This window comes from Pseudomonas gebzensis, assembly GCF_034427815.1.
Lineage (GTDB): Bacteria > Pseudomonadota > Gammaproteobacteria > Pseudomonadales > Pseudomonadaceae > Aquipseudomonas.
The window spans coordinates 714,905-727,430 of sequence record NZ_JAXQNS010000001.1; the positions used below are offsets into that span (position 1 = coordinate 714,905).

Consider the following 12,526-nt stretch of genomic DNA (forward strand, 5'->3'; position numbering starts at 1 on the left):
CCTTCATTGCGCGGCGCGAATTGGGCCGGCTAAGCCGGCCATCGCGGCAATCCGCAGCGCCGGACCGGGCGCTTGTACCGATCAGTGTCGAGGTCGCTTCAGCAGCCTCGTGGCGAGCCCACTCTCGCCGATTGGCGTCGGTCTGTCTGGAGGGGAACAACGTTCAGCCCTGCTTGGCGCCACCACCGATCTGCCACACATACGGCGGCTCAGCGCCGTTCACCTGCCAGTCGCCCACGATGCGTTCCTTGTAGATCACCGGATTGTGCGACGCCGCCGTGCGTGCGTTGCGCCAGTGGCGGTCGAGCTGTTTGCCGGTGCTGGTGGTCGAGGCGCCGAGCGCGTTGAACAGGTCGCTGGTGGCGCGCAGCACCAGGTCCACCGCGGCCACCTGCGCTTGCGCCGATTCCAGCTCGGCGATGACATTGGCCTGGCGTTCGGCCGCGTCGTCGTTGCCCAGGCGCGCGAGGTAGGCGCGTTGCGCGGCCTCGGCGGCGCGCACGGTGCCGGCCTCGGCGGCGTAGACCAGGCCGCTGGCCTTGCCGATCACTTGCAGCACCTGCGCGTCCTGGCTCACGGCCGGGGCATTGCCATGGCTGAACACCCGGGTGCGGCTACGCGTTGCGGCGCTGAAGTCGCGCACCGCCGCGCGGCCGGCGCCGACGATCACGGCGAGCAGCACCAGCTGGTAGAACGCGGTCTGGTATTTGAAGCGCGTGCTGAAGTCGATGATGTGCTCCGGCTCGACCACGGCATTGACCAACACCGTGGTGCCGCTGCCGGTGGTGCGCTGGCCGAAGCCGTCCCAGTCGTCGCTCAAGGTGATGCCCGGCTGCCGGGTGCGGACGGCGGCGATGACGTCGGCGCCGGTGTCGTCGCGACGGGCGAACAGGTCGATCCAGTCGCTGAACAGGCTGCCGGTGCTGTAGTACTTGGTGCCGTTGACGACCCATTGCTCGCCCTGACGCGAGACGCGGGTGATGACATCGCCGATCTTCACCGCGCCGATTTCGGTCCAGGCGCAGCCCACCAGGTCGCCTCTGACGAAGCGCTTGAACCAGACGTCCTGGGCGGCGCTGGCGTGGGCGTTGAGGCGGTCTTCGACGAAGGCGAAGTGGCCGCGCAGCGCTTGTGGCAGGTTGGAGTCGGCCTCGGCGAGCTCGATCAGCAGCTGCAACAACTGCGGCAACGATGCGCCGGCGCCGCCGTGCTCCACGGGCACACGCACGGCCCCGAAGCCGGCTTCCTTCAACCAGCGGATCGGCTCGTACGGCAGGCTGCGCTGGCGTTCGCGCTCGACGCTGCCGTCGGCAATCTGCCTGAACACAGGGCCGAAGCGGGCGGCCAGGGTGGCGTAGTCGGTGCCGGTAGACAGATGAGGTACATGGGCTTGGGCGGTCATCGTGATGCTCCTGTGTCGATGCGAAGGCAGAAGCACCTGCATAGCAAACGCCATGCCTGTCCAATAAATGCTTATATATCAATGGGTTGAAGCTTATGGGCCTGTTTCGGCTGTAGCGCTGGCAACAGGCTGTTGAACGGCTGTTGCTGGCCACACAATGCCGCCTCTGGCCCTTGCTGTTGCCCTCCGGTCAGCGCTTCAACAGGGTGTGGCCCACACAACAGCAGTGTCCTTGGGCTGCACCTCGCAAGCCTCTGATTTTAAATGGATTAAGCGGTTGGCACGGTTGCTGCTCAGTGCTCTGGGCATCAACGCCCGTCGGGCAGGAGGAAAATGCATGACCGCCACTGCGATCAAGGTTGTCGTCGTCTCAGGAAGCTTGCGCGTACCGTCACGCACCCACAGTTTGCTCGAAGCACTGGTGCAGCGACTCCAGGCCAGGCGCCCGGAGGTGCATGTCCACTGGGTGCGCGTCGCCGCGCTGTCCGCCAGCTTGGCCGGTTCGCTGGAGCGCGACAGCGCAGCGGCCGAGTTACAGCCGCACTTGCAGGCCATCGAGCAGGCCGACCTGCTGCTGGTCGGCTCGCCGGTCTACCGCGCGTCCTACACCGGGCTGTTCAAGCACCTCTTTGACCTGGTCGACCATCAGTCGCTCAAAGGTGTGCCGGTGGTCTTGACGGCCACCGGCGGTAGCGAGCGGCATGCGCTGATGATCGATCATCAGCTGCGCCCGCTGTTCGCTTTCTTCCAGGCCCACACCTTGCCCTATGGCCTGTACGCCAGCGTCGAGGCCTTCGACGACGGCCATCGCCTGGTCGACCCCACGCAGTTCGAACGCCTCGAGCGGGTGCTCGATACCGTCGAGGCGTTCTTTCCTCTTCCGGTCGCCAGCGCGGCCTGACCCTACCGAGTGACAGGAGATTTGCACATGAGCCAAGCGATCAGATTCGCCTACTGGGTGCCCAACGTCAGCGGTGGCCTGGTAGTCAGCAAGATCGAGCAGCGCACCAGCTGGGACATCGACTACAACCGCAAACTGGCGCAGATCGCCGAACGCGCAGGTTTCGAATACGCGCTGTCGCAGATCCGCTTCACCGCCGGCTACGGCGCCGACAACCAGCACGAGTCGGTGACCATCAGCCATGCGCTGCTGGCCGCCACCGAAAAGCTCAAGGTCATCGCGGCCATCCTGCCCGGCCCCTGGACGCCCGCGCTGGCGGCCAAGCAATTGGCGAGCATCGACCAGTTCACCGCCGGGCGCATCGCGGTCAACATCGTCTCGGGCTGGTTCAAAGGCGAATTCCGCGCCATCGGCGAGCCGTGGCTCGACCATGACGAGCGCTACCGCCGCTCGGAAGAATTCATCCGCGCCCTCAAGGGCATCTGGACCCAGGACAACTTCAGCTTCCACGGCGACTTCTACCGCTTCCACGACTACACCCTCAAACCCAAGCCCGTACAGCGCCCGCATCCGGAGATCTTCCAGGGCGGCAGCTCGCGCGCTGCGCGCGACATGGCCGCGCGGGTATCGGACTGGTATTTCACCAACGGCAACAGTGTCGAGGGCATCAAGGCCCAGGTCGACGACCTGCGTGCCAAGGCCGCGGCCAATGGCCACTCGGTGAAGGTCGGGGTGAACGCCTTCATCATCGCCCGTGACAGCGAGGAAGAGGCCCGCGCCGTGCTGGCCGAGATCATCGCCAAGGCCGACCCGGAAGCAGTCAATGGTTTCGGCAGCGAGGCGAAGCACGCCGGCGCCGCGAGCCCGGAGGGCGAGGGCAACTGGGCCAAGTCGACTTTTGAAGACCTGGTTCAGTACAACGACGGCTTCAAGACCAACCTGATCGGCACGCCGCGGCAGATCGCCGAGCGCATCGTGGCCCTCAAGGCCGTTGGCGTGGATCTGATCCTGTCCGGCTTCCTGCATTTTCAGGAAGAAGTGGCGTACTTCGGCCAGCACGTGCTGCCGCTGGTGCGTGAGCTGGAGCAACAGCAAGTGGCAGCGCGAGCTGTGGCTTGAACCTGCCGTGAACTTCCCCCTCGGAAGGGCCGCATGGCGGCCTGACGCGGTGGCGGCCGCTCACCTGGATTGCGCTTGCGGGCGCGCGGCTTGGCCGCGCACCTCGCCAAAGCAGCCGACGGGCGGCTGAGGCGGTGCACTGCGCAAAATAGCCAACGGGCGGCTGACGCTGTGCACTGCGCAAAACAGCCAACGGGCGGCTGACGCTGTGCACCGCGAGCCACGCAACAAACCCGGCAAGCTGGACAGGCCATCGCAGGCCGGCATGGTCGAAGCCCTTGGCGGTGCTTACTTTCTAGATCGAGAGTTGCAGCGCCCGTTCGGCGTGTGCCTGGCTCTGTGCGCGTCGCCGGTTGACCACCAGCTCGCCGATGGCGATCAGCCGCGCGCGGGTGATGTTGCGGCTCAGCCCCAGCAAGCGGGCGGTGTGCACCTGATTGCAGTGGCAAAAACGGTAGGCACTGCGCAGCAGGCTGTCTTCGACCGTCTCATGCAAGGCGCCGGCCTGCTCCTCGAACAGGCGCTCGAAGGCGCGCAGCAGTTGTTGCTCGGCACTCTGGACGGGCGCTGCCTGGGCCTGGCCATGACGCTCGATGCGCAGGTGCGACAAACGCAGGTCAGCGTCCTGCACCAGGCCGTTACGGCACACCAGCAAGGTGTGGTGAATGACGTTCTCCAGCTCGCGAATGTTGCCGGGCCAGTCGTAGCGCATGAGCTTGCGCTCGGCGTCGGGGCTCAGGCGCACGTCGCCGTAACCCAGGCGGCTGCAGTAGGTTTTGATGAAGTGCCGGGTCAACGGCATGATGTCGCCCGGCCGCTCACGCAGCGGGTGCAGCTGCACGCTGACGACGTTGAGGCGGTAGTACAGGTCTTCGCGGAAATTGCCGGCGCCGATCGCCTTGTCCAACTGCACGTTGGTGGCAGCGACCACGCGCACGTCGATGGCAATACTCTTGCGCGAGCCCAGGCGCACCACTTCACGCTCCTGCAGCACGCGCAGCAACTTGACCTGAATGGCCAGCGGCAAGTCGCCGATTTCGTCGAGAAACAAAGTGCCGCCGTTGGCCTCTTCGAACCAGCCGGCCTTGGCGGCCAGAGCCCCCGTGAACGCGCCTTTTTCATGGCCGAACAGTTCGGCCTCCACCAGGGATTCGGAAAACGCGCCGCAATTAACCGCAACGAACGGCCCGTTGCGCCGGGCGCTCAGGGTGTGCACATGGCGGGCGACCAACTCTTTGCCTGTACCGGTGTCGCCAATGATCAACACGCTGGCCTCGCTGGGGGCGACTTGCTGCAGGTGGGCGAGCAACGCCTGTGATCGGGGGTCTTTGAACACCTGGGCGGTGGCGCGGATCGAGGTGGCCAGAGCGGGCGAGGGGGGAAGGGTCAGCAGCTGCATGGGAGTCCCTGTTAAGCATGGGCGTGCAGGCAGTTATAGAGGGGTGTGGATGTTTAAAAAAATACTAAAAAATCCTATTTATAGTTTTTTAAGGAATATTGGTTCGTCGCTGGGGTGCAGTGAATCCGCCCATTTGCCGGCAAGGCTTCGTTCGTGGCACGTAGATTCCTCCATCCTTGCGGGAACATACCTTCGCGCCAGGGCCTCCAAAGGCAACCCCACCTGGAGACGCCCCATGCAACCCGAAACCGCCGGTCAGGAAGAACAAGGCCCCAGCCAGGTGCCTTTCGTCAACGATCCACGCAAGCCTGCCAACCATGATGTGAAGCCGCTGGAGCCTGAGGATGAGGAGCCCGACGCCGAAGGTGAATAGCCCTGCCAGGGCGTGACGCCAGTCGTTTACCGCTGCGCCTTGGTTTCCCACAGCACCGGCCAGTCGTGGTCGCTCAAGCCCATGCAGGCATTCATCTGCGCGGCGTGGATGAGCACGAACCGCGCACCGTCATACCGCCAGCGCGCCGTTGTGCCGCAGCCGCCCATGCCCATGGCCAGCGTCAGGCTGGTCAGTTCGCCCGTCGCCGGGTCGAAGGCAACGCTGCCGTCAGGCTCCACATCCGGCAGCACCACGCCCTCCTCGAAGGGGGCGCCTTTCACCTGCGCGGGGTCGGCGAGGGGCGTCACGTACAGCCGGTAGGCGCAGTTGTAGGCGCTGCAGCCAGTCTGCACGATGAGCAGTGCCTGCTCGGCGTTCAACGCATGCACTTCACCCTTGGGCTCATCGTCATCCACTACATCGCGTTGCCATTGCTGGCGGCTGGCATCCATGGCCGCCTTGAGCACCTGTTCTGCCACGCCTTTATCCAGCGGGGCCGGCGCGGTCCAGGCCGGCGCCACGGGTGCTGCGGGCGCCGCCGGCACGTCACTGGCCGGTGCGGCGCCTGGCCGGGCCAGGGCGGTGACGGTGCCGACGCGGCCTTGTATGTCATCGATCAATAGCAGCGCGCCGGTCATGCCGTCGAGCGAGGCGGTGGTGGGGTCGTCCGAGGTGCTGAAGGCCAGTTCATGGGCGTTGCGCAGCGCCTTGATGAAGGTCAGGGCGCTCGCGCCGGTCGCGCTGCGCAGTTCGGGCACTGCCGACACGTCATAGTCGGATCGCTTGCGTTGCACCAAGGGCATGCGCACAGGCTGGCCATCGATCAGCGGGTCGCCGTGCAGCTCGATGTAGCTGAACACGCCCACGCGCAGTGCACCCTGCGGCCCGGCTTGGCGGGTGATGCGCAGGGGGAAGTACAACTCGCCGGCCTCGGCACTGGCCGGGCGGGTAGACACGGCGGTGCAGGTCCGCACGTTGTCGCAGGTGACGTTCCAGTCCTTGATGTCGCGGGACAGGGGCGGGGTGTCGGCGGCGTGGCTGGTGCAAGCGACCAGGCAGGTCAGCAGGGCGAAAAGGCGGCGCATAGGGCGGATGACCGAATCGGGAAGGGCAGTCGATTAGCGCATGAACGCACGCCCTGCGCAGCAGGCGAGGGCGCTTCGCACAAGAAAAAACGCAGGCCTCATAACAAAAGCTGCCAACGCTGCCAGCAGCGCCAGATTCCGGCAGGCGGCCTTTGGCCTTGCCGGCAGCGCCGTGCTGGCTGAGCCGGCGCATGGCTCAACCCTTGAGCAACCTCGCCCTGGCCAACGCCAGCCAGGCCTTGGCCGCGAAGGACAGCTGCCCGTCGCGCCGCCACGCCAGCGACACTTTCCAGTTCAGCGCCGGCGAGTGCACCTCGGCCACCGTGAAGCGTTGCGCATCGAGCGTGTCGCAGAACACCTTGGGCAACAACGCGATGCCGACCCCCAGGCTGACCAGCGAGGCCATGAAATCCCATTGCCCACTGCGCCCGCTGACCCTGGGCGCGAAGCCCGCTTCGGCGCAGGCCGCCTGAACCATGTCATTGAGCGCGAAGGCATCGCCGTAGAGGATGAATTCGCGCTCCGACAGCTCGCCAAGCGCCACGCTGTCTCGCCCCTGCCAGGGCGAGTCCTTGGGCGCCAGCAGGCACAGCGGTGACTCGAACAGCGGCAGGGATTCGAACTCAGACCACAGGTCACCTGCACCGGCAAAGTCCAGCAGCGTGCCCATTTCCAGCACGCCGTCCCTGAGATGACCGAGTGTGTCGTTGCTGCCGATCTCGAACAGCTTCAGCTCGATGTTCGGATACGCCGCGTGATAGGCCGCAAACACCGGCGCCAGAATCGAATGGGTAGACGGCGACAGGCCCATGCGCAGCACGCCGTGTTCGACCTTCTGCAGCGCCTCTACTTCGCGCTTCATGCGCCCGTGCACGGCGATCATCTCCTGGGCGCGCTGGTACACGATGTCACCGGCGTCGGTGACGGTAAACCGCTTGCCTTCACGTGCCAGCAGCGGCACGCCGAAGCTCTGCTCCAGCAACTGCACCATCTTGCTCACGGTCGGCTGGGTGAGGTGCAACTGCCTGGCGGCCTTGGTGAAGCTTTTCTGATCGACCACCGCTACGAAATAGCGCAATGCGCGAATGTCCATGGTGCATGCCTGTTGTGCATCATTTTCATAACTTTAATTCATTTTTTCTTTTAAAAAGCAATCGTTAGCCTGTGTGCTTCGAGTGAAGCGTCAGGTACCCCAGCAATGTCGTCTCTCCCCTGTGTACATGCCTCCAGCCTCGGCGCTCGTTGGGCCAAGGCCCTCGCCCAAGTCGCGCTGCTGAGCGCGCTGTGGTGGGTTGCCGACCGCCTGGCCACACGCCTGGCGCTTCCGTTGTCCGGCGGCATCGTGGGCATGGCGCTGCTAGTGGCGCTGCTGCTGGCCGGTGTGGTCAAGCCGGCCTGGGTCGAGGCGGGGGCCGAGCTGATCCTGGCCAACATGCTGCTGTACTTCATTCCGCTGGTGGTCTCGATCGTGCAATACACCGACTTGTTCGAGCATCAAGGGCTGAAATTGCTGGCGGCGATTGGCGTGGGCTTTTTGTCGGTGATGCTGGTGACTGCCTGTGTGGTGGAGCTGATCTGTCAGCGCATTCGCAAACGGCAATACGGCAAGCTGACCCAGCTGCGCAGCGGTCGCCCAGTGGTCAGTGAGAAGGTGTCGTGATGAAAGACGCTGTGATCTCTCTGTTGTTTCTGCTCGTCACCCTGGCGCTGTTTTATGGCAACCAGGCTGTCTACAGGCGCCATCCTCGGGTGTGGCTAACGCCGGCAATCGTCACCTCGGTCCTGCTGATCGCGCTGGTCCAGGCCACCTCTTCGAGCTACCCGCTGTACTTTCAGGACACCCGTTGGCTGGTGTGGTTGCTCGGGCCGGCGACGGTGGCCTTTGCCTTGCCGATCTACAACAACCGGCGGATTGTGCGCCGGTACTGGCTGGCGCTGCTGGCTGGCAGTGTGGCGAGCATCGTGGTGTCGGTGGGCGTGACCTTGCTCGCCGCCCGCGCCTTGGGGCTGGACGAGGCGATCACGCGCAGCCTGCTGTCGCGTTCGGTGTCTACCCCGTTTGCGCTGGAGGCCACGGCGCATCTGGGCGGCACGGCCCAGTTGACGGGGCTGTTCGTGGTCATCACCGGCGTGTTCGGCATCGTCCTGGGCGAGCTGGTTCTGACGCTGATCCCCTTGCGCACGCGGCTGGCCAAGGGGGCGCCGCTGGGCAGTGCGGCCCATGGCTTTGGCATGAGCATCGCGCGCGGGCTGGGCCAGGAAGAAGGCGCTGTGGCCAGCCTGACGATGATCTTCAGCGGCGTGCTGATGGTGCTGGCCTCGCCGCTGATCGCGATGGCAGTGGCCTGAATGGCCGCGCGTGATCGCGCTGCCGCAGGGCAGCGCGCGATACTCTCAGCGGCGTGTGCGTTGCAGGGTGCGCTTGGCAAACGGCACGTCTCGCCAGCCGCCGTTGTCGAACAGTCGTAAGTCGAACAGTCGTAATGTGACGGCCCGGGAACCTGACATGAAGAAAAGCGATCTCCCCATCAAACACTGCGTCGTCTGCGCTCGGCCCTTCACCTGGCGCAAGAAATGGGCGCGCTGTTGGGCCGAGGTGCGCTACTGCTCGGAGCGCTGCCGGCGGCAACGCGCTGTGATCCAGTCGACATCCTGAGCCGCAACCGGGCCGCCGCGTGGCACGGGCCGGGTCTGCGGTGAACTTTGCCTGCGAGCGGACTCAAAGTGGGCTGAGCCCCTCAGCGGTGCTGCTGCCCTGCCGCTAAAGCCCCCTCATTCAAGGACGCCCCGCATGACCGAGCAACCGATCTTTTCCGCCGATGACCACAGCGCTGCTTTCCAGACGGCCATCGCCAACGCCCAGGCCACGTTCAAGTTCTTCTGGCGTGAACTGTCGTGGGAGATGCGCCGCATCGTGCCGGCGTTGGAAATCGCGGCCGTGAAGATGTCGTTCCCGGTGCAGAGCGACGATCCACGGGCGCCCACCATCGAGAACATGTGGCTGAACGACATCGATTTCGACGGCGCCACCATCACCGGTGTGCTGCTCAACGAGCCGCAATGGGCCACCGAATTCAAGGCGTCGGAGTACGTGACCCTGCCGTTTTCGCGGCTCAATGACTGGATGTACGTGAGCCAGGGCACGGTCTGCGGCGGCTTCACCATCGACTTGATGCGCAGCGACATGAGTCCTGCCGAGCGTGACGAACATGACCAGGCCTGGGGCATGGACTTCGGCGAGCCGGGTGTGATCGAACTGGTGCCGCAGGCGCCTGATCAGCCCGCCCAGCGCCTGACCCGTGGCCTGGACACAGCGCAGGACCGGCTGACCCTGCAAGCCCTGGACGCGGGTGACCACCCGATGGCGCTGAACATGGAACAGAAGGTCGAAGAAGGCCTGCGCCAGCACCCAGGCATGGTCAGTGACGCCGATCAGGCTGGCTGGCTGCTGTTGCACCGCGAAGCCCTGGCGGGCAACTTTCCCGTGGTGCGCGCCTTGCTGCAACACGGCGCCGATGCCTCGGCCCTGACCGCAGACGGGCAGACACCGGCACAACTGGCCGAGGCCGCCGGCTGGGAACGCGTCGCTCGCTTGCTGCGTGGCCAGGCGTGAAATTCAGTCGCCGCCTTTGGACATACAACGGCGGCGTATGGGGTTCAGGCGCTCACGCCAGCGGTGCACGATCATGCAGCTGGGTCGCCAATTCACGAATCCGCTGCGACCACGCCACCTTCGCCACCCAGTCTGCTGGCATGCCCGACACCCCGTATAGCGCGCCCGCCAATTGCCCCGCCGTGGCGGCCACGCTGTCGGCATCATCCGCCAGGTTGGCGGCCAGCAGCACGGCATCGCGGAAGTTGTCGGTGTGCCAGACCGCCCACAAGGCCGCCTCCAGCGTGTCGACCACGTAGCCGGACGAGCGAATCTGCTCGCGGGATTTGGTTTTGTATTCGCCGGCATTGATGATCAGTGGGCGGGGCGACAGCGCGCACACCAGCGGCGCCAGTGCTTCGTGTTTGTCTGCGCCGTTGAGCGCCAGGTGCAGTTGCGCGCCGAACAGCTGGCAGCACTGAATCGCTTCCTGCGCGCGGTGCGTGACCTCGCTTTGCGCCGCGCTACCGTGCCAGGTCGCGCTCAGCGAGTGCCGGTGGAAGAGGGCGGTCGGCGCCAGGCGGATCAGCGAGCCGTTACCTGCGCTCGATGCTTCTCGGTTGCCCGGCCAGTGCTTGCCCTGGAGTTCCCAGCCGTGCAGGGCCTCGCGGGTGGCGTTGCCGATGTCGAAACAGCGGCCGTTGGCGCTGTTCTCACCGTGGCGATACCAGCGCAGCAACGCTTTGGCATAGGTGTCGTAATCGAAGGCGCCATGGCTCAGGTAGGTATCGGCCAGGGCCAGGGCCATGCTGGTGTCGTCAGTCCACTCGCCAGGTGCGAGTTGAAACGGGCCGCCGCCGACCATGTCGTGCACGTGATTTCGGTCACGGGGCTGGAATTCCAGCGTGGTGCCCACGGCATCGGCGATGGCCAGGCCCAGCAAGGCGCCTTGGGCGCGGTCCAGGGCTTGCGCTGCATCGAGGCTGCGGGCACTGGGCCTGGCGGCCACTGGGGCGTCACTGGCGGATGACGGCAGTAGCGCGTCATAGCGACGGACATGCAGGCTCAAGGCCTCGGGTGTGCTGCGCAGGTCGATCATAGGTGTCCTTTGCGAGGGCGTGTTCGCGCAATGGGTACAGCGGTTTGTGCGCGCTACTGAGTGAATGTTCCTGTCTGAATCTCTCGATGTGGGGTTTGTTGAAGTCGTTCTCAATCCTGAAGCGCCTTTCGTGCAATGATGCGCCCTGCGCACGTCCTTGACTGCGCCCCGGCCCACTCCGGAATCTTGCCCGCGGATTGGCGGTCGATGAGCCACGAACAAATCGAACCCATCGATAGTCAATGAGCAGGCCATCCCGGCTTGTCCTTCGCACATGACGCATCAGGAACCTCGTCGATGAAATGGAGTGAATCGGTATTCATGCGTCAGCGTTGCCTGAGCATTGTCATCTTGCTGAGTCCGGGCCTTGCCTTTGCCGCGCCTGCCGATGTCTGTGGCAACGCGCGCGCAGTCTTGCAGTGCGAAGTCGCGGGGGGTGGGGCGTTGGCAGTGTGTGGCAACTTCCAGGGCGACACCTTGCAGGGCTTGCAGTACCGGTACGCGCGCAAGGGTGTTACCGAACTGCAGTACCCCAAGGCAGGGTTCTCGCTGAAAGACTTCAACGCCAATCACTATGTGCGCTACCAGGTGGACTACAGCCTCATCAAGTTCACCAGCGCCGGTTACACCTATGGCGTCTACAGCAACTACGACGGCGAGGCAGGTGAAGCCCGCGGGCGTACCGCTGGCGTGGCCGTGACCAACGCATCGGGTGTTGAGGTGGCCAATAAACGCTGCACGAAGGTGCTGGTCGATGACCTGCAACAGGTCATCCCGCACCTGACCTGCGACCCCGATGACGCATTGGGATGCCTGTGAACCCGCGCCCGCATCGCCCGTACCGACCAGGAGCAACGGTGTCATGAACACGTCGATTGAACGACTGCAACACTGGCTCGAGGCCCATCTTCCCGACCTGCGTGAAGACTTGTCACCCGGTTGCTCGGAAGCTGCGCTCGACGCGTTCGAAGCGCTCATCGGCCGACCCTTGCCCGAGTGTCTGAAAGCCCTCTACCGAACGCACGATGGCCAAGGGTGTGAAGTCAATACCGGCCCTTTTTTCGGCCTCACCTTCTTGTCACTGGCCCAGGCCCGCGCCCACTGGCAATCCTGGAACGACATCATCGACGCGTGGACCCCGGAAGATCGTGATGAAGCCAGCGCGTTTTCACGCTCGGCCACGCCCGGCGCGATCAAGCCGTTGTATGCCAACCGCTACTGGATTCCCTTCGCCTACGATTACGGCGGGAATTACCTGGGTGTCGATCTGGACCCTGATACGCAAGGCACTGTGGGGCAGGTCATCAACTTTGGCCGGGACGAGGACGAGAAGTACGTGCTGGCCGATTCGTTCGGCGCCTTCCTGACGTGGCTGGTCGAGCAACTCGAGGGCGGCCAGTTCGTGCTGCGTGAGGAAGACGATGGCGGCATGAGCCTGAACACCCGAACACCGGCGACCTTCCACTTTCTCGATGCCGTTGCGTCATTGTTCGCAGTAGCGCCCGGGAAGCCGGCATGATGGGCAGCTCAGGGTCGATGGGCGACATTCTCGAAGG

General features: G+C 64.7%; 14 protein-coding genes. 9 read left to right on the plus strand and 5 right to left on the minus strand.

All coding sequences use genetic code 11. From position 1 onward, the window contains the following. Positions 1 to 163: 163 nt before the first annotated feature. Positions 164 to 1,402 (minus strand): acyl-CoA dehydrogenase family protein, encoded by a 1,239-nt coding sequence (locus SJI00_RS03415; RefSeq protein ID WP_322460324.1) that lies wholly within the window; start codon positions 1,400 to 1,402, stop codon positions 164 to 166. Between the two features lie 337 nt (positions 1,403 to 1,739). Here SJI00_RS03415 and msuE point away from each other — a divergent pair, with 337 nt between their 5' ends. Next, positions 1,740 to 2,303: an FMN reductase gene (msuE, locus tag SJI00_RS03420; RefSeq protein WP_322460325.1), complete on the plus strand. Its 564-nt coding sequence runs from the start codon at positions 1,740 to 1,742 to the stop codon at positions 2,301 to 2,303. 27 nt (positions 2,304 to 2,330) lie between these two features. After that, on the plus strand, positions 2,331 to 3,422 hold the full coding sequence (gene sfnG / locus SJI00_RS03425) for a dimethylsulfone monooxygenase SfnG (protein ID WP_322460326.1): 1,092 nt from the start codon (positions 2,331 to 2,333) through the stop codon (positions 3,420 to 3,422). Positions 3,423 to 3,717: 295 nt separating this feature from the next. Here sfnG and SJI00_RS03430 read toward each other — a convergent pair whose 3' ends face one another. Then, positions 3,718 to 4,821, minus strand: a complete 1,104-nt coding sequence (locus SJI00_RS03430; RefSeq protein ID WP_322460327.1) for a sigma-54 interaction domain-containing protein — start codon at positions 4,819 to 4,821, stop codon at positions 3,718 to 3,720. Positions 4,822 to 5,056: 235 nt separating this feature from the next. Between SJI00_RS03430 and SJI00_RS03435 the strand changes: the two genes are divergently transcribed. Further along, the gene (locus SJI00_RS03435) at positions 5,057 to 5,194 is read left to right on the plus strand and encodes a hypothetical protein (RefSeq protein ID WP_322460328.1); all 138 of its coding nucleotides are present in this window, start codon (positions 5,057 to 5,059) and stop codon (positions 5,192 to 5,194) included. Between the two features lie 26 nt (positions 5,195 to 5,220). Here SJI00_RS03435 and SJI00_RS03440 read toward each other — a convergent pair whose 3' ends face one another. After that, positions 5,221 to 6,279 carry a DUF1176 domain-containing protein gene (locus tag SJI00_RS03440; RefSeq protein WP_322460329.1) on the minus strand — a complete coding sequence of 353 codons (1,059 nt, stop codon included), beginning with the start codon at positions 6,277 to 6,279 and terminating at the stop codon, positions 5,221 to 5,223. Positions 6,280 to 6,475: 196 nt separating this feature from the next. Then, the gene (locus SJI00_RS03445) at positions 6,476 to 7,372 is read right to left on the minus strand and encodes a LysR family transcriptional regulator (protein WP_322460330.1); all 897 of its coding nucleotides are present in this window, start codon (positions 7,370 to 7,372) and stop codon (positions 6,476 to 6,478) included. A gap of 105 nt (positions 7,373 to 7,477) precedes the next feature. On the opposite strand from SJI00_RS03445, the gene SJI00_RS03450 reads away from it, so the two are divergent. The 4 genes from SJI00_RS03450 to SJI00_RS03465 all read left to right on the plus strand — a co-directional run bounded on the left by SJI00_RS03450 (position 7,478) and on the right by SJI00_RS03465 (position 9,892). Further along, positions 7,478 to 7,939, plus strand: coding sequence for a CidA/LrgA family protein (locus SJI00_RS03450; protein WP_322460331.1), 462 nt, complete (start codon positions 7,478 to 7,480; stop codon positions 7,937 to 7,939). Next, positions 7,939 to 8,628, plus strand: a complete 690-nt coding sequence (locus tag SJI00_RS03455; protein ID WP_322460332.1) for an LrgB family protein — start codon at positions 7,939 to 7,941, stop codon at positions 8,626 to 8,628. Before SJI00_RS03450 ends, SJI00_RS03455 begins: the two co-directional genes overlap by 1 nt. Before the next feature lie 157 nt (positions 8,629 to 8,785). After that, positions 8,786 to 8,935: a DUF2256 domain-containing protein gene (locus SJI00_RS03460; protein WP_322460333.1), complete on the plus strand. Its 150-nt coding sequence runs from the start codon at positions 8,786 to 8,788 to the stop codon at positions 8,933 to 8,935. Positions 8,936 to 9,070: 135 nt separating this feature from the next. Beyond that, positions 9,071 to 9,892: a DUF2314 domain-containing protein gene (locus SJI00_RS03465; protein WP_322460334.1), complete on the plus strand. Its 822-nt coding sequence runs from the start codon at positions 9,071 to 9,073 to the stop codon at positions 9,890 to 9,892. A gap of 52 nt (positions 9,893 to 9,944) precedes the next feature. On the opposite strand, the gene tri1 is transcribed toward SJI00_RS03465, so the two are convergent. Further along, a complete protein-coding gene (gene tri1, locus SJI00_RS03470) occupies positions 9,945 to 10,970 on the minus strand; it encodes an ADP-ribosylarginine hydrolase Tri1 (protein WP_322460335.1) in 1,026 nt (341 codons plus the stop codon). 297 nt (positions 10,971 to 11,267) lie between these two features. Here tri1 and SJI00_RS03475 point away from each other — a divergent pair, with 297 nt between their 5' ends. After that, positions 11,268 to 11,789 (plus strand): hypothetical protein, encoded by a 522-nt coding sequence (locus SJI00_RS03475; protein WP_322460336.1) that lies wholly within the window; start codon positions 11,268 to 11,270, stop codon positions 11,787 to 11,789. A gap of 43 nt (positions 11,790 to 11,832) precedes the next feature. Beyond that, on the plus strand, positions 11,833 to 12,489 hold the full coding sequence (locus SJI00_RS03480; RefSeq protein WP_322460337.1) for an SMI1/KNR4 family protein: 657 nt from the start codon (positions 11,833 to 11,835) through the stop codon (positions 12,487 to 12,489). Positions 12,490 to 12,526: the final 37 nt, after the last annotated feature.

What these genes read in the sequence shown, in the direction of transcription:
- SJI00_RS03415 (WP_322460324.1), bottom strand. Translation starts at nt 1,402, where the DNA reads ATGACCGCCCAAGCCCATGTACCTCATCTGTCTACCGGCACCGACTAC.
- msuE (WP_322460325.1), top strand. Translation starts at nt 1,740, where the DNA reads ATGACCGCCACTGCGATCAAGGTTGTCGTCGTCTCAGGAAGCTTGCGC.
- sfnG (WP_322460326.1), top strand. Translation starts at nt 2,331, where the DNA reads ATGAGCCAAGCGATCAGATTCGCCTACTGGGTGCCCAACGTCAGCGGT.
- SJI00_RS03430 (WP_322460327.1), bottom strand. Translation starts at nt 4,821, where the DNA reads ATGCAGCTGCTGACCCTTCCCCCCTCGCCCGCTCTGGCCACCTCGATC.
- SJI00_RS03435 (WP_322460328.1), top strand. Translation starts at nt 5,057, where the DNA reads ATGCAACCCGAAACCGCCGGTCAGGAAGAACAAGGCCCCAGCCAGGTG.
- SJI00_RS03440 (WP_322460329.1), bottom strand. Translation starts at nt 6,279, where the DNA reads ATGCGCCGCCTTTTCGCCCTGCTGACCTGCCTGGTCGCTTGCACCAGC.
- SJI00_RS03445 (WP_322460330.1), bottom strand. Translation starts at nt 7,372, where the DNA reads ATGGACATTCGCGCATTGCGCTATTTCGTAGCGGTGGTCGATCAGAAA.
- SJI00_RS03450 (WP_322460331.1), top strand. Translation starts at nt 7,478, where the DNA reads ATGTCGTCTCTCCCCTGTGTACATGCCTCCAGCCTCGGCGCTCGTTGG.
- SJI00_RS03455 (WP_322460332.1), top strand. Translation starts at nt 7,939, where the DNA reads ATGAAAGACGCTGTGATCTCTCTGTTGTTTCTGCTCGTCACCCTGGCG.
- SJI00_RS03460 (WP_322460333.1), top strand. Translation starts at nt 8,786, where the DNA reads ATGAAGAAAAGCGATCTCCCCATCAAACACTGCGTCGTCTGCGCTCGG.
- SJI00_RS03465 (WP_322460334.1), top strand. Translation starts at nt 9,071, where the DNA reads ATGACCGAGCAACCGATCTTTTCCGCCGATGACCACAGCGCTGCTTTC.
- tri1 (WP_322460335.1), bottom strand. Translation starts at nt 10,970, where the DNA reads ATGATCGACCTGCGCAGCACACCCGAGGCCTTGAGCCTGCATGTCCGT.
- SJI00_RS03475 (WP_322460336.1), top strand. Translation starts at nt 11,268, where the DNA reads ATGAAATGGAGTGAATCGGTATTCATGCGTCAGCGTTGCCTGAGCATT.
- SJI00_RS03480 (WP_322460337.1), top strand. Translation starts at nt 11,833, where the DNA reads ATGAACACGTCGATTGAACGACTGCAACACTGGCTCGAGGCCCATCTT.